General features: G+C 69.1%; 15 protein-coding genes. 10 read left to right on the top strand and 5 right to left on the bottom strand.

Annotated elements, in window-relative coordinates; all coding sequences use genetic code 11:
- The first annotated feature begins 21 nt into the window (after nucleotides 1-21).
- From ACEN9K_RS19805 to ACEN9K_RS19795, 3 genes are read left to right on the top strand one after another with little or no spacing between them, the layout of a single operon-like run.
- Nucleotides 22-1110, top strand: a complete 1089-nt coding sequence (locus ACEN9K_RS19805; protein WP_144600155.1) for an ABC transporter ATP-binding protein — start codon at nucleotides 22-24, stop codon at nucleotides 1108-1110.
- Entirely contained in the window at nucleotides 1107-2462 is a 1356-nt protein-coding gene (gene ggh / locus ACEN9K_RS19800) for a glucosylglycerate hydrolase (RefSeq protein ID WP_478222801.1), read from the top strand. Before ACEN9K_RS19805 ends, ggh begins: the two co-directional genes overlap by 4 nt.
- A gap of 45 nt (nucleotides 2463-2507) precedes the next feature.
- Nucleotides 2508-3782: a Gfo/Idh/MocA family protein gene (locus ACEN9K_RS19795; RefSeq protein WP_478222802.1), complete on the top strand. Its 1275-nt coding sequence runs from the start codon at nucleotides 2508-2510 to the stop codon at nucleotides 3780-3782.
- Here ACEN9K_RS19795 and ACEN9K_RS19790 read toward each other — a convergent pair.
- The gene (locus ACEN9K_RS19790) at nucleotides 3766-4335 is read right to left on the bottom strand and encodes a HutD/Ves family protein (protein ID WP_495634916.1); all 570 of its coding nucleotides are present in this window, start codon (nucleotides 4333-4335) and stop codon (nucleotides 3766-3768) included. The two genes, ACEN9K_RS19795 and ACEN9K_RS19790, sit on opposite strands and share 17 nt — an antisense overlap.
- A 105-nt stretch (nucleotides 4336-4440) precedes the next feature.
- On the opposite strand from ACEN9K_RS19790, the gene ACEN9K_RS19785 reads away from it, so the two are divergent.
- The gene (locus ACEN9K_RS19785; RefSeq protein WP_495634915.1) at nucleotides 4441-5052 is read left to right on the top strand and encodes a phosphoribosylanthranilate isomerase; all 612 of its coding nucleotides are present in this window, start codon (nucleotides 4441-4443) and stop codon (nucleotides 5050-5052) included.
- 84 nt (nucleotides 5053-5136) lie between these two features.
- A complete protein-coding gene (locus ACEN9K_RS19780; RefSeq protein ID WP_056391776.1) occupies nucleotides 5137-5553 on the top strand; it encodes a YccF domain-containing protein in 417 nt (138 codons plus the stop codon).
- Here the strand turns inward: ACEN9K_RS19780 and ACEN9K_RS19775 are convergent.
- From ACEN9K_RS19775 to ACEN9K_RS19765, 3 genes are read right to left on the bottom strand one after another with little or no spacing between them, the layout of a single operon-like run.
- Entirely contained in the window at nucleotides 5550-5933 is a 384-nt protein-coding gene (locus ACEN9K_RS19775) for a VOC family protein (RefSeq protein WP_495634914.1), read from the bottom strand. The genes ACEN9K_RS19780 and ACEN9K_RS19775 overlap by 4 nt on opposite strands.
- A gap of 56 nt (nucleotides 5934-5989) precedes the next feature.
- Nucleotides 5990-6799, bottom strand: coding sequence for a 2-phosphosulfolactate phosphatase (locus ACEN9K_RS19770; protein ID WP_495634913.1), 810 nt, complete (start codon nucleotides 6797-6799; stop codon nucleotides 5990-5992).
- Entirely contained in the window at nucleotides 6796-7665 is an 870-nt protein-coding gene (locus ACEN9K_RS19765; RefSeq protein WP_495634912.1) for a DUF4031 domain-containing protein, read from the bottom strand. Before ACEN9K_RS19765 ends, ACEN9K_RS19770 begins: the two co-directional genes overlap by 4 nt.
- A 118-nt stretch (nucleotides 7666-7783) precedes the next feature.
- On the opposite strand from ACEN9K_RS19765, the gene ACEN9K_RS19760 reads away from it, so the two are divergent.
- The 5 genes from ACEN9K_RS19760 (at nucleotide 7784) to clpB (ending at nucleotide 13866) form a co-directional block, all read left to right on the top strand.
- Nucleotides 7784-8194, top strand: a complete 411-nt coding sequence (locus ACEN9K_RS19760; RefSeq protein ID WP_018772133.1) for a TOBE domain-containing protein — start codon at nucleotides 7784-7786, stop codon at nucleotides 8192-8194.
- Nucleotides 8191-9081, top strand: a complete 891-nt coding sequence (modA, locus tag ACEN9K_RS19755; protein WP_495634911.1) for a molybdate ABC transporter substrate-binding protein — start codon at nucleotides 8191-8193, stop codon at nucleotides 9079-9081. Before ACEN9K_RS19760 ends, modA begins: the two co-directional genes overlap by 4 nt.
- 38 nt (nucleotides 9082-9119) lie before the next feature.
- Nucleotides 9120-9980 (top strand): ABC transporter permease, encoded by an 861-nt coding sequence (locus tag ACEN9K_RS19750; protein ID WP_495635731.1) that lies wholly within the window; start codon nucleotides 9120-9122, stop codon nucleotides 9978-9980.
- Nucleotides 9977-11062 carry a sulfate/molybdate ABC transporter ATP-binding protein gene (locus ACEN9K_RS19745; protein WP_018772130.1) on the top strand — a complete coding sequence of 362 codons (1086 nt, stop codon included), beginning with the start codon at nucleotides 9977-9979 and terminating at the stop codon, nucleotides 11060-11062. Before ACEN9K_RS19750 ends, ACEN9K_RS19745 begins: the two co-directional genes overlap by 4 nt.
- A 161-nt stretch (nucleotides 11063-11223) precedes the next feature.
- Nucleotides 11224-13866, top strand: coding sequence for an ATP-dependent chaperone ClpB (gene clpB / locus ACEN9K_RS19740; protein ID WP_018772129.1), 2643 nt, complete (start codon nucleotides 11224-11226; stop codon nucleotides 13864-13866).
- A gap of 46 nt (nucleotides 13867-13912) precedes the next feature.
- On the opposite strand, the gene ACEN9K_RS19735 is transcribed toward clpB, so the two are convergent.
- Entirely contained in the window at nucleotides 13913-14590 is a 678-nt protein-coding gene (locus tag ACEN9K_RS19735; protein WP_018772128.1) for a septum formation family protein, read from the bottom strand.
- Between the last annotated feature and the right edge of the window lie 242 nt (nucleotides 14591-14832).

Below are 14832 nucleotides of genomic sequence, written 5' to 3'. Positions count from 1 at the left end.
GCGTCCCAGAGAGGCCGTCCCATGGCTGACATCTCCATCAAGGGTCTGCACAAGACCTACCCGGGCAGCACCGAGCTGGCCACGAACAACGTCTCCCTCGAGGTTGCCGAGGGCGAGTTCATGGTGCTGCTGGGACCCTCCGGCTGTGGGAAGACCACCCTGCTGCGCATGGTGGCGGGCCTGGACTTCCCGGACCAGGGCAGCATCTCCATCGGCGGGAGGGACGTGACCTACCTGCCCCCGCAGGACCGCAACCTGTCCATGGTCTTCCAGTCCTACGCCGTCTTCCCGCACCGGAACGTCCGCACCAACATCGCGTTCGGGCTGATGATGAAGAAGGTCCCCCGGGAAGAGCTGGAACGGAAGGTGGAATGGGCGGCGGACCTGCTGCAGCTGAGCCCGTACCTGGACCGCTACCCCGCCAACCTCTCCGGCGGCCAGCGGCAGCGTGTCGCCGTTGCCCGGGCCATCGTCATGGACGCCGATGTGCTGCTGATGGATGAGCCCCTGTCCAACCTGGATGCCCTTCTTCGCCTCGACTTCCGCGCCGAGTTGAAGAAGATCGTCCAGCAGCTGGGTTCCACCACGCTGTACGTCACCCACGACCAGGTGGAGGCGATGAGCCTCTCGGACCGGGTGGCGGTGATGAAGAAGGGCCAGATCGCCCAGCTCGGCCACCCGATCACGGTGTACGAGGAGCCGGCCGACCGCTTTGTGGGCGGTTTCATCGGATCCCCGCCCATGAATTTCCTGGACGGCCGGATCACCCCGCAAGGTGGCCTGGAAGTGGGCGGCCAGAGCATTGCGGCGCCCGAATTCCTGGCCCGGGCAGCGGCCCGTACCGGCGGCACGGCGGTCATGGTGGGCATCCGGGCCGAGAACATTTCGCTGGAGCAGCGGGGCGCGGAGGGTTCCCTGGATGCGGCCGTGGAGGTGGTGGAACCGCTCGGACACGCCACCTTGCTGACCGTGGACCTGGGTGGGCAGACCGTCAAGGTCCAGGTTCCCTCAACAGCGCGGGTTTCGGCGGGGGACACGGTGGGACTGCGTTTCGAGCAAAGCGCCCTCCGCTTTTTCGACACGGAAACCCAGTTGGGGCTGACGGCGTGAGCGCCGAAGCGGACGCGACTGGTTTTCCGCTTCGGGACCTGGCGGACATGAGGCAGCGGGCCAGGGATGTCCTGGCCGCCAATGACCTGGGCACCATGGTCACCGCCGCGCCGAATCTCTATCCGCACATGTGGAGCTGGGACGCGGCCTTCGTGGCCACCGGCCTGTCCACGGTGAGCGTGGCCCGGGCGCTGCAGGAGCTGGACTACCTTCTCGCGGCGCAGTGGAAAAGCGGGATGATTCCGCACATCGTGTTCTCCGACGTCCCCGGCTACTTCCCGGACGTGGAGCGGTGGGGAACGCGCGGAGCATCGCCCGAGGGGGTGCAGTCCAGCGGCATCTGCCAGCCGCCCGTCCACGCGACGCTGCTGCGCCGCATCGTGGAGCGCGCGACGGCGGCGGGCGGCGAGGACGCCCGGCTCGCCGAAGAGTTCACCCGGCGGACGCTGCCCCAGTGGATCCGCTGGCATGCGTGGCTGCGCACCAGCCGCGGTGGCGACGGCTCGGGCCTGCTCACGATCTACCATGGCTGGGAGTCCGGCATGGATAACTCGCCGCGGTTCGACGGACCATACTCCAGGGTCCATCCCGGGCCGATGGAGCCCTTTGTCCGGACGGACACGCAAAAGGTGACCGACCGGAGCCAGCGGCCCAGCGACGAGGAATACAGCCGCTACCTCTGGCTGGTGCAGCAGATGGCCGACGTCCGGTTTGACGACGCCCGGCTGCCGGAAGTGATGGACTTCCAGGTCAAGGACGTCTTCATGTCGGCGATCTTCGCCGCGGCCAACGAGGACCTGGCCGTGTTGGCTGAACACATCGGCCTGCGCGGGGATGTGGCCCGGTTGCGGGAGTGGGCGGAGGAGTTCCGGGAGGGCGTGGACGCCACCGTGGATGACCAAACCGGGCTGGCGCGGGACCGCGATGTGCTGGCCGGTGAATGGATCGGGTTGCCCACGATGGCCGGTTTCGCCCCGCTCATCTCCACGGCGGATGACTCCCTGTTGCGGCGGCAGCTGGACATCTTCGAAGGACCGGACTGGACCGGCGACCCGCGCCTGGCCTTCCCGCTGCCGGCATCAACCTCCACCACCTATGAGGGCCTCAAACCCCGGCAGTACTGGCGCGGACCGGTCTGGCCGGTGATGAACTGGTTCCTGGCGGGCTGCCTGCGCAGGCGCGGTGACGGGGAACGGTACCTGCGGCTGCGGGACGCTTCCCTTGCCCAGCTGATGGAGGGCCACTTCGCCGAGTACTACGAACCGTTTACCGGCGAGCCGCTTGGCAGCATGGACCAGTCCTGGACGGCGGCCGTTGCCCTGGAATGGCTCGCCGATCCTGACGCCGGCTGACCCGTGGAGGCGCCGCCGTCGTCCCTTCCAGTAACCGCACCACCGGTGCGCCTCCTCATTGCCGGCGCCGGTGCACGGGGTTCCGCCTATGCCCGTCTTGCCGTGGATACCGGCCGGGCCGCCGTGGTGGGGATCGCGGAGCCGCGACGGCACCTGCGCGAAGCCATCGCGGCGGAGCTCCACGTGCCGGCGGAGCGTGTCTTCGAGGACTGGCAGGCCATGCTCCGCAACCGGCTGCCTGCCGACGGCATCATCATTGCCACCCCGGACCGCGACCACGGAAGGCCGTTTGCGGCCGCCGCAGCCCACGGCTACCCGGTCCTCCTGGAGAAGCCCATCGCGCCCGACCCCGCCGGCTGCGCGGAGCTGGCGCGCCTGCAGCAGGAATCGGGAATCAGGGCAGCCGTCTGCCACGTCCTGCGCTACACGCCGCTGACCACCCTGCTGCGGCAACTTCTCTCCGCCGGGGCAGTGGGCCGGGTCATCTCCGTCCAGCACCTGGAACCCGTGGGCTTCTGGCATTTCGCGCACTCCTACGTCCGCGGGAACTGGCGGCGTGAGGCGGAGTCCAGCCCCTTCCTGCTGGCCAAGTGCACGCACGACGTCGACTGGCTCTCCTTCATCATTGGAAGCCGGCCCCTTCGGGTGTCCTCCTTTGGCAGGCTGTCGCATTTCCGTCCGGAGGAAGCGCCGGAAGGCGCGTCAGGGCGCTGCACGGACTGCCCGGCGGAAGCCCGCTGCCCCTATTCGGCCCTGCGCATCTACGCGCCGGGCCGGCCGCCGGACGGTGCCCCTGCGGACCCCGGCAGGGCCTATTTTGCCGACGTGGTGGACCCGGGCGGCACACCGGAATCGCTGTGGAAGGCGTTGGCAACGGGGCCCTACGGGCGGTGCGTCTACTCAGGAGGCAACGACGTGGTGGACCACCAGGTGGTGAACATCGACTACGAGGACGGCACCACCGCCGCCTTCACCGCCACGGCCTTCACCGCCGCAGGCCCGCGCCGCACCAGGATCTTCGGGAGCCACGGAGAAATCTCCATCGAGGCAGGCAGCATCTCGGTCCATGACTTCCTGACCGGGACCACCACCGCCTACCCCGCCCCCGCCGCTGCCCCCACGGTGCCCGGCGAAAAGCATGAAGGCGGCGACCGGGGACTCGTGCAGGCCTGGGTCGCTGCCCTGGCCGGCGGTGACTGGTCCGGAGTGGTGTCGGGGCTGGAGGAGTCATTGGTCAGCCATGCGGTGGTTTTCGCGGCTGAGGAGGCGCGCCGGAGGGGCGCCGTGGTACCGGTGGAAGGGTTCAGTTCCCGGCTGTAACCGGATCGAGCGACACCACGGCCAGGAAGCCGCGGCCCAGGACCTCGGGCGAGTCGGCGTCGGAACCCACCACGGCGTCGTACCTGCCCAGCTCCAGCGGCTCGGTTCCGCTGTCGCTGACCGTCGCCTGCCCCTGCAGCAGCACCGCAAGCTGGCCCTCAAACACTGGGTGGGCGCGCTTCTTGGACAGCTCGATGATGGACGTGTAGCCCTTGAAGGCGGCCGTTCGCGTGATGACGTTCAGGTCCCGGATGTCACCGGTGGGCAGTTTGGCCACGGTGGCGGCGCCGCCGTCGAACCTGAAGGGACGGTACTTCTCCAGGGGCTGTTCCGCCCCGTCCACGGTGAGCAGCAGCAATTCTCCCTCGATGACAGTCAGGACCCGCTCCATGCCGGGGAACGCGGAGAAGTCCCCGGCCTTGGCCACGTCTGCGATGCTCACACGCCAGTCCCAGCCGCCGTCGGCCGCGCCCTGGCGGGCGATTTCCCTGGTCACCCCGCCGCCGTTGCGCCATGGTTCGGCCTTGAGTTCAGCGAAGCGGATGATCTGCATCAGCCCAGCCTAGTTCGCTGCGGTGGTCACGCGTCGCAGCCCGTACCCTGTCCCTGCTACTCTCCTGCGGGGGGTCATCACGAAAACAGCCTGAAGGAGCCGGGAATGTTCGTTAAAGTGTGTGGTCTCAGCACGCCCGAATCGGTGCGTGAAGCGGTGGATGCCGGCGCGGACGCCGTGGGGTTCGTCCTCACCGCAAGCCCCCGCGTTGTCTCGCCGTCGCAGGTGGCCTCCCTGCTGTCAGGGGTCCCCAAGGGTGTTTCCCCGATCGGGGTCTTCCGGGATGAGCCCGTGGCGGACGCCATCGCCATTGCCCGGGCCGCAGGCCTGGAATGGATCCAGCTGCACGGCCAGCGGTCGCGTGCGGACGTGGCAACAGTGCACGACGCCGGCATGAAGCTGGTCAGGGCCGTCACCATGGGTGCCGGCCAGGATGAGTTCGACGACTGGGGCGAGGACCTGCTCCTGATTGACGCCGCGGTGCCGGGCTCAGGAAAATCCTGGGACTACGCCTCCGTGGCGGACCTGCCGGTGCTGCAGGGACGGAACTGGCTGCTCGCCGGCGGACTGGACGCTGCCAATGTTGGCCAGGCATCAGCGGCCGCGCATGCCTGGGGAGTGGATGTTTCCTCAGGCGTGGAGGCATCCCGGGGCGTGAAGGACCCTGCCAAGATCCGCGCCTTTGTCCACGCCGCAAAGTCGGCCGCCACGGTGTAGGCGCCGCAGCCCGGCCGGGGATCAGGGCAGGATCAGGGGAGTCCCCCAGCGCCGTGTGGCAGGGGCTGGGGGCAGAATGGGTGCATGAAGACACTTCTGAACATCATCTGGCTGGTTTTCGGCGGCCTGTGGCTGGCCCTGGGCTATTTCCTCGCGGGCGTGGTCTGCTGCCTGCTGATCGTCACCATCCCCTGGGGCATCGCCTCGTTCCGGATCGCCGCCTACACGTTGTGGCCGTTCGGCCGGATGGTGGTGGACAAGCCCGGCGGCACCGGTGTCTTCTCGCTGCTGGGCAACGTGATCTGGCTGCTCGTGGCCGGCATCTGGATCGCCATCGGCCACGTGGTGACCGCGTTCGCCATGGCCGTGACCATCATCGGGATCCCGCTGGCCATCGCCAACCTCAAGCTCATCCCGGTATCCCTTATGCCGCTGGGCAAGCAGATCGTGCCCACCAATGCGCCGTTTGTGAGCAACTACCCCGTCAGCCGCTACCGCTAGGCGGATCCGTCCGGGCGCATCGCCCGCAGCACGCAGAACTCGTTGCCGTCGGGATCAGCCATGACAACCCAGGTTGCCGCTGCCCCCTGTCCCACCGAGATTTGCCGGGCGCCCAGCTCTTCCAGCCTGGCCACCTCCGCGTCCTGGTCCTCCGGGCGGAGGTCCAGGTGAAGGCGGTTCTTGAGTTCCTTCTGCTCCGGGACCCTGAGGAAAAGCAGGTCCGGCAACACGCCTTCCCCGGCGCTGCCTGCCGGCGGCTCCAGCACGATCTCGTCGTCCTCTTCATGGGTGCGGCGCCAGCCAAGCGCTTTTTCCCAAAAGGCAGCAGGAACCCGGGGGTCGGTGGAATCAATGGCAAGGGCTTGGATGCGCAGGCTCATCCGTGCAGTTTTGCATCCGGTTCCGGCATCCGTAAACCCGAGGAAGCCGCAGCCCCTTAGAGCGGCCGGAACGCCCCGTTGCGCAGGAGGGCCACCGAATCGCTTTGGTCCAGTTCCGCGGCGATGTCCACGTCCTCTCGGTAGCCGGCCCCGGTCAACTCGCGGCCGCTGGAACACAACTGGAGCATCTCACGCAGCCGAGGTTCGGCGGCTTCGAAAACGGCCATGGCAGCTACCGCCTCCGGCGCGTAGCCGTGCCTGCCGTCCCCGGCTTCGTAGCCGCCCCTGCCGGCGGCCGCCAGCCCGGCGATGAACGCGCCCGCCCCGATCTGGTCCTCCACCGCAGGCCGCAGCGTGCCGTCCGGCCAGCGCTCCCCGGCAGCAACCACCGCCAGTACCGCGTCCTCCGGAAGGTTCGCCGCCACCCAGTCGGCCGTGGCTGCGGCGTTCCGGAGGCACACTGCGGCCACCAGCGGTACGTCCCCGGCCAGCGCGTGGCAAAGTTCCGACCCGTTGGGGGAGGGCAGGACCACCTTTCCCAGGGCTTCTGCCGCGCGGAGGCTTGCGGGGGAGAGGCTCAGCCCGCCACCGCCGCGCGGGCCGGCCAGCTGCGCCTGGTGGTGGGCGGCGAAGTCTTCGGCGCTGGTGTCCCGCCACGGGTAGGGAAACACCTCCGCGCCGCGGTCCAGCGCCACACTGACGCAGGTGCTGAAGGAAAAGACATCCACCACCACCGCAATGTCGGCGCCGGACGCCACGGTCCCGGCTCCATCAAGGCCCCAGTCCAGCCTGACCGTGAACGGAAGCTGGCGGTGCGCGGCATTGGCGGAGTGCGTGTGCCGTGAACCGGGGCCCGGGGCGTTCATGCCAGTTCACCTTTTAGGTTCAGGTGCGCGGCGTCCTGCCACAGTTCCCGGGCCCGCGGGTGGTGGAAGAGCGGGTCCAGTTCCAGCAGGTGGCGCACGACGGCGGCCCTGCCGGCTGCGAAGTCGGCGTCACCGATGTGCGCGTAGTCTTTGCGGACAGCGGCAAGGTAGCGGGCGTATTCCTCAGGATCGCCGCCGAGGACCGAGAGGTCCGCGTCGCAGAGGAGGGCGCCGTCGTGGTCCCCTGGTTCGGGCCGGTGGTCCGACGTGAGCCGGACCAGCCGCGCCACTTCCGCCACCTCGTCCGGCGGCAGTCCGGTCCCGGCCAGCCGGCTTTCCGCCAGCCGGGCGGACTCCTCCTCGTCCCTGCCCGCCGCGCCGCGGTACACGGCATCGTGGAACCAGGCCGCCAGCAGCACGGTCCGCGGCGCCTGGCCCGGTTCGGTGAGCAGGTCCAGTGCCTCCAGGACGGAGAGCAGGTGGGTGCAGCCGTGGTAATGCCGGTGTGGTTCGCTCCACCGGTCCAGCAGGTCCAGGAACAGTGCGTCACGGCCCGGCATGATGGCTTCCCAGCGGGTCAGCAGCGGGACCTTCAGCGACTTGTTCCGCCGGCGTGCCGGGATCCGGAGCCCGCTGGCGATCAGTTTGCGGACCAGCACCCTGCCCTCCACCCGGACCGCGCCTGCCGTCACCAGCTCCTGAATGCGGCGTTCCGGCACATCGTAATGGTCGCCGTCGAACGCCCGCTCCGGGATCCCCGCGGCAGCTGCGAACGCATGCAGCTCATCCAGCGAAGAGTCCGAGACCAGGTGCGAGAAATGTGTTCCGTGTGCAGGCCACAGAGGCGGGTCAATGTAGATGGCCATGGAAGGAGTCTAGTGCCGCCCTTCGGGCAGGGGACGCGCAGCCACGGGGCACGCAGTCATTTTGCATATGCTCCCAGAAGCGGAGGCCTAATCCGCATCTGCGGACTAGAATCAAGAAATGACCCTTATCCGCGTTTCTGAAGCTGCCCGTCTCCTGGGCGTAAGTGACGATACCGTCCGCCGCTGGACGGAGCACGGAACACTTACCCCGCTCCGGGACGGTTCCGGCCGGCTCGCCGTCGATGGACTCGAGCTGGCCACGCATGCGCAAAAGCTGGCCCAGCTGCCCGATGACCCCAAGAGCGGGAGCAGCTCCGCCCGGAACCGGTTCGTGGGCCTGGTCACCAACGTCATCACGGACAAGGTGATGGCACAGGTGGAACTGCAGTGCGGGCCGTTCCGGGTGGTCTCGCTGATGAGCAGCGAGGCCGTGCGGGAACTGGGCCTGGAACCGGGCTCGGTGGCCACGGCGGTGGTCAAGGCAACAACGGTCATCATCGAATCCCCGAAGGGCAGGGCCGCCGCATGACCCGGACCTCCACGCGTACCGCGGTGTCCGCCTCCCTGGCGCGGCTCCTTTCGCTTGCTGTCCTGCCGGCCGCCGTGCTGCTGCTGGCCGTCCTCACCGGCTGCGCTGCGGGCGGAGCGGCCCAGGGCACAGGCCCTGGCGAGGAGAACAGCGCGGGCAACAGCGCAGCCGGCTCAGGCGCCAAGCCGGAAGGCACCATCACCGTTTTCGCGGCCGCCTCCCTCAAAGGCACCTTCACCGAACTCGCCCGCACCTTCGAGGCGGAAAACCCCGGCACCACGGTTGCCCTGAGCTTTGCAGGGTCCTCGGACCTGGCCAGCCAGATCAGCCAGGGGGCGCCGGCGGATGTCTTCGCGCCGGCGGACCTGGCCAACATGAAGAAGGTGCAGGACGCCGGGCTGGTGGACGGCGCCGCCAGGAACTTCGCCACCAACACCCTCGCCATCGCAGTAGCGCCGGGCAACCCGGCAGGAATCACCGCACTGAAGGACCTTGCCCGGCCGGGCCTCAAACTGGTCACCTGCGCAAGGCAGGTTCCCTGCGGGACTGCCGCGGCCACGGCCGCGGAGGCGGCCGGAGTGGCGCTGAATCCGGTCAGCGAGGAGAACGCGGTCACGGACGTCCTGGGCAAGGTGGCCTCCGGGGAGGCCGACGCCGGGCTGGTCTACGGCACGGACATCAAGTCCGCCGGGTCCAAGGTGGCCGGGATCCAGTTCCCGGAATCAGGGAGTGCGGTCAACACCTACCCGATCGCCGGCGTCGCCGGCGGCCGGAACAAGGCCGCCGCCCGGGCTTTCCTGGACCTGGTCACCGGTCCGGAAGGCCGGCGCGTCCTCGCTGCAGCGGGGTTTGGGCCGGCCGGCGCCGGTGACGGAAGCGTCAAGTGACCCGGGAGCAGGCAGCAAGGCGGCAGCCCTTTCTGCCCATGGTGCGGCGACGCACCCCAAGTCCGGCCTACTCCGGCATCCCCGGCTGGGTCCGCGTGCTGGCCGTCCTGGCCGCCGTCGTCGTCGTGCTTCCGCTGCTGGCGATGGTGCTCCGCGTGGACTGGCCACGGTTCCTTCCGCTGGTGACCTCCGGGCCGTCGCTGACGGCGCTGGGGCTGAGCCTGCGGACCTCGGCCGCCAGCACCCTGCTGTGCATTGTGCTGGGCGTGCCGCTGGCTATGGTCCTTGCCCGGGGCACCTTCCGCCTGCAGGGGCTGCTGCGCTCGCTGGTGCTCCTGCCGCTGGTCCTTCCTCCTGTGGTGGGCGGCATCGCGCTGCTCTACACGTTCGGCCGGCAGGGGCTGCTGGGGCAGGCGCTGAACGTGCTCGGCCTGCAGATCGCCTTCTCCACCACCGCGGTGGTCCTGGCGCAGACGTTCGTGGCGCTGCCGTTCCTGGTGGTGAGCCTTGAGGGTGCCCTGCGCACGTCGGGCTCCCGGTATGAGGCGGTGGCGGCGACACTGGGTGCCCGGCCCGGCATGGTGTTCCGTCGCGTCACGCTTCCGCTGGTGCTCCCGGGGCTGGCGTCCGGCGCGGTCCTCGCCTTCGCGCGGAGCCTGGGCGAGTTTGGCGCCACGCTGACGTTCGCGGGCAGCCTGCAGGGGGTGACGCGGACCCTGCCGCTGGAAATCTACCTGCAGCGCGAAACGGACCCGGACGCCGCCGTCGCCCTGTCCCTGGTACTCGTGGCCGTCGCCGTGGCGGTGGTTGCCCTTGCATACCGGCGCCCGGCACCGGGCCGTTCCGGGTCAGGCAAAAGGACGACGGCGCCGGCCCCGGCAGGAGGGGGTGTCCGGTGACATTGTCCTTCCACGCAGTGGTGGCCGGGCGCAGCTTCGACGTGGCCCTGAGCGTCCGACCGGGCGAAACCGTGGCCGTCATGGGGCCCAACGGTGCCGGCAAATCAACCCTGCTGGCCGGCATCGCGGGCCTCCTGCGGCCGGACAGCGGCCGGGCCGAACTCAACGGCAGGACCCTCTTTGACCTCGACGGCGGAAAACGTACGTGGGCGGCTCCGCACCGCCGCGGCACCGCCCTGCTGGCCCAGGAACCGCTGCTCTTCCCCCACCTGAATGCCCTGGACAATGTCTCGTTCGGGCCCCGCAGCGCCGGAGTTTCCAAGCGGAATGCGGAGGAGCAGGCGCTGCACTGGCTGGCCGAGGTGGAGGCCGGAGAACTGGCCGGGCGGCGTCCCGCCCAGCTGTCCGGCGGCCAGGCCCAGCGCGTGGCCGTGGCCCGTGCGCTCGCCGCCGACCCCGCCCTCCTCCTGCTCGACGAGCCGCTGGCAGCCCTGGATATCCACTCCGCGCCGCTGCTGCGCCGCCTGTTCAAGCGCGTCCTCGCAGGCCGGCAGGCCATCATCGTGACCCACGACGTACTGGACGCGCTGGTGCTCGCGGACCGGGTGGTCATCCTGGAAAACGGCCGGATCGCGGAGGAAGGCCCCACCCGGGCGGTGCTGGAGCGGCCGCGCAGCTCCTTTGCCGCCGGGCTCGCCGGGCTGAACTTCATTCCGGGCATCCTCGACGGGGCGGGGGTGCGGACCAGCCACGGCCTGCGGATTGCCGGCCACGACGAGGAAGCCGTCCCCGCCGCGGCGTCCGGGGAGCCTGGCCCGCTGCCCAGGGCGGGCGGTCCCGGCGTCGCCGTGTTCCCGCCGTCGGCCGTTTCCGTGTTCCTCGACGATGCGCACGGCAGCCCGCGGAACTCGTTTGCCGTCACCATCACGGACCTCGAGCCGCACGGCGACCAGATCCGCGTCCGGGCCGGCGGCCTGGCCGCGGACATCACCCCTGCCGCCTCCGCCGACCTGGGCCTTGTCCCCGGCATGACGGTGCACTTCGTGGTCAAGGCTGCGGCCGTGTCCGTGTACGGGACCTAGGCGGAGTATGTCCCGGCAGCCGATTGTCCAAGCAGGCCCGGCGGGACCTCCGGCTCTGGACAGCCGTTTCGCCGTGGGCAAACATGGCTAGTGGACGTCGCCGTCCAAAGTTGAGCGTAGTAGACTCAACTTAGTCAACAAGCCCCCGAAAGGAGCTCTCTTTGGACGTCAAATTCACCACCAAGAGCCAGGAGGCTCTTTCCGCCGCGGCAATGAACGCCTCGACGGCCGGCAACCCCCAGGTGGAACCGGCCCACCTCCTCAAGGCGCTGATGGACCAGCGTGAGGGCGTCGCCGTCGCGCTGCTTCGCGCAACCGGCGCCGATCCCGATGCCGTCAGCGTCCAGGCCAGCAGTGCCATCAAGGCACTGCCCGCCACGTCGGGCGGCTCCAGCCAGCAGGCGCAGCTGTCCCGGCCCGCACTGCAGGCCATCCAGCACGCCAAGGAGGAAGCGGACCGTCTGGGCGACAGCTTTGTCTCCACCGAGGTGCTCCTGGTGGGCCTCTCCACCGGCAACGATGCCGCCGCCCGCTTGCTGCGCGACGCCGGCGCCTCCCGCGAGGCACTCCTCGCCGCCCTGCCGGGCGTCCGCGGCGACCGCAAGGTGGACAGCCCGGACCCCGAAAACACCTTCCAGGCGCTCGAGAAGTACGGCACCGACCTCACCGCCATGGCCCGCGCCGGCAAGCTGGACCCCGTGATCGGCCGGGACGCCGAAATCCGGCGCGTTGTCCAGGTCCTGTCCCGCCGCACCAAGAACAACCCGGTGCTCATCGGCGAACCCGGCGTGGGCAAGACCGCCGTGGTGGAAGGCCTGGCCCAGCGGATGGTGGCCGGCGACGTCCCGGAGAGCCTGCGGGGCAAGACCCTCATCTCCCTTGACCTCGGCTCCATGGTGGCCGGCGCCAAGTACCGCGGCGAATTCGAGGAGCGGCTGAAGGCGGTCCTCGAGGAGATCAAGGGCTCAGACGGCCAGATTGTCACCTTCATCGACGAGATCCACACCGTGGTGGGCGCCGGCGCCACCGGCGATTCCTCCATGGACGCCGGCAACATGCTCAAGCCCATGCTGGCCCGTGGCGAGCTGCGGCTGATCGGCGCCACCACGCTGGACGAGTACCGGGAGAACATCGAGAAGGACGCAGCCCTGGAACGCCGCTTCCAGCAGGTGTACGTTGGCGAGCCCAGCGTGGAGGACACCATCGGCATCCTCCGTGGCCTGAAGGAGCGCTACGAGGCGCACCACAAGGTCTCCATCGCCGACTCCGCGCTGGTGGCGGCAGCCACGCTGTCCAACCGCTACATTTCGGGCCGCCAGCTGCCGGACAAGGCCATCGACCTGGTGGACGAGGCCGCGTCCCGGCTGCGCATGGAGATCGACTCCGCCCCGGAGGAGATCGACCAGCTGCGGCGCCAGGTGGACCGGCTCACCATGGAGGAGCTCGCGCTGGAGGGCGAGACCGACGCTGCCTCCGTGGAGCGGCTGGCTGCGCTCCGGGCCGACAAGGCGGACAAGGAGGAGGAGCTCTCCGCGCTCAACGCCCGCTGGGAGGCTGAAAAGGCCGGCCTGAACCGGGTGGGTGACCTGAAGGCCAAGCTCGATGAGCTGCGGTCCGCCGCGGACAAGGCCCAGCGCGAGGGTGACCTGGAGACCGCCTCGCGGATCCTCTACGGGGAAATTCCGGCGCTGGAACGCGAGCTGAACGCCGCTGCCGAAGCGGAGGCCGCCGTGACGGACAAGTCCGCGCAGATGGTGGCGGAGGAAGTGACGGCAGAAGACATCGCGGAGGTCATTTCCGCGTGGACCGGCATCCCGGCCGGCCGCATGCTGCAAGGTGAAAGCCAGAAGCTGCTGCACATGGAGGAGGAGCTCGGCAAGCGCCTCATCGGCCAGGGCAAGGCTGTAGCCGCAGTCTCAGACGCCGTCCGGCGCGCCAGGGCGGGCATCAGTGACCCCAACCGGCCCACGGGTTCCTTCCTGTTCCTGGGCCCCACCGGCGTAGGCAAGACCGAGCTGGCCAAGGCCCTGGCGGACTTCCTGTTCGACGACGAACGCGCCATGGTGCGGATTGACATGTCCGAGTACGGCGAGAAGCACAGCGTCGCCCGGCTGGTCGGGGCGCCTCCGGGATACGTGGGCTACGAGGAAGGCGGGCAGCTGACCGAGGCCGTGCGCCGTCGTCCCTACTCGGTGGTGCTGCTGGACGAAGTGGAGAAGGCGCACCCCGAGGTGTTCGACATCCTCCTGCAGGTGCTCGACGACGGCCGCCTCACCGACGGGCAGGGCCGCACCGTGGACTTCCGCAACGTGATCCTGGTGCTCACCTCCAACCTGGGCAGCCAGTTCCTGGTGGACCAGACGCTGGACGCCGAGGCCAAGCGCAATGCGGTCATGGCCACGGTGAACGCGTCCTTCAAGCCGGAGTTCCTCAACCGGCTCGATGAAGTGGTGCTGTTCGATGCCCTCACGGTGGAGGAGCTGGCGCACATTGTGGAACTGCACGTGGCGGAACTGGGCCGCAGGCTGCACGAGCGCCGGCTCACCCTCGATGTGACCGACAGCGCCAAGGCCTGGCTGGCCCTGTCCGGCTACGACCCCGCCTACGGCGCCCGGCCGCTGCGCCGCCTGGTGCAGCGCGAGATCGGCGACCGGCTGGCCAAGTCCATCCTCGCCGGTGAAATCAGCGACGGCGACACCGTCCTGGTTGATACCGCGCCGGACTTTGGGGAACTGACCGAAGGCAACGTGGACGCGTTGACGGGCGCCCCCAGTTCCGGACTGTCGGTGCGGCGGAAGGACTAGCCGCAGGGCCTCTGAAGCGGGCCGTGCTGCCCTGGCGGGCTGACCGTCAGGGCAGCACGCTCGCGTTAATCACATTGCCGGTGTCTGCCGTGACGTAGCAATCAACCCTGCGGTCGCCGGATTCCCAACTGGTGCTGCTGGGGAAGCTGCGCTGGTAGTTGAGCTGGAAGTTTTTCGCCGCCGGGCCGAGTTTCGCCGCCTGGCAGACTTCCAGTGCCTTGGCCTTGAGCGGCTCCGCCCCCGGGTACTTGGCGCTTTCCGGATATGTCAAGGTGGCCACCAGCTGGGCCGAATGGCCCGTATCGCAGGGCACCAGCGTGGACGTCAGGGCCTGGGGATCGAAATCCTTGAAGCAGTCACCCAGTGCGTACGCCGGGGGTGCGACCCCTTCGCGGGGAAGGGGTTGGGGAGTGGCCGGCGGCGTGACCGCGGTTTGCAGCACGCCCTGTGCGTCATTCTTTGCCGCATCGGTGCCAGGCGAGGAGTTCAACCAGACGGCAAGCCACACCAGTGAGCCGGCAACGGCGAGGATGACGACGACCAGAAACGCCTTCCACAGGGCAGGCTTCCTGTTGGTGTGTTTTTCCGGCGCAGGATCATGGCGCGGCTGGGACCAGGTAACGGATTCCGGGGCGGGGGCTGAACCGGTCCCACTGTGGATCTTCGGCAGGCTTCCGGTCCGCGGAGGCGAAGCGGGTTTCGGCGGGATGTCCTGGTGGTTCACGGGTGCGCATCCTCCTGGGTTTTGGTGCCACGGCTCGCCAACGGCCAGATAAAATCGGCAGTTCTTAAGCGACTCTACCGAAGAAAAATGCCGGAATCCCGCGGGAGGAGGTGCATCATGGTACCCCACCCGGCCGTCCGGGGCGCCGGGCGGCAAGCGGGGCCCGCCGAAAGCATGTAATCTAGGTGTACGACAAATTGACCAAACATTCCGGGGCCTCACCGATCGCCAAGGTGACCACC

The sequence above is a fragment of the Pseudarthrobacter sp. Pseusp20 genome, assembly GCF_059492155.1.
Note: the sequence above shows the minus strand (reverse complement) of the source record. Positions and strands in the feature narration are given on the sequence as shown.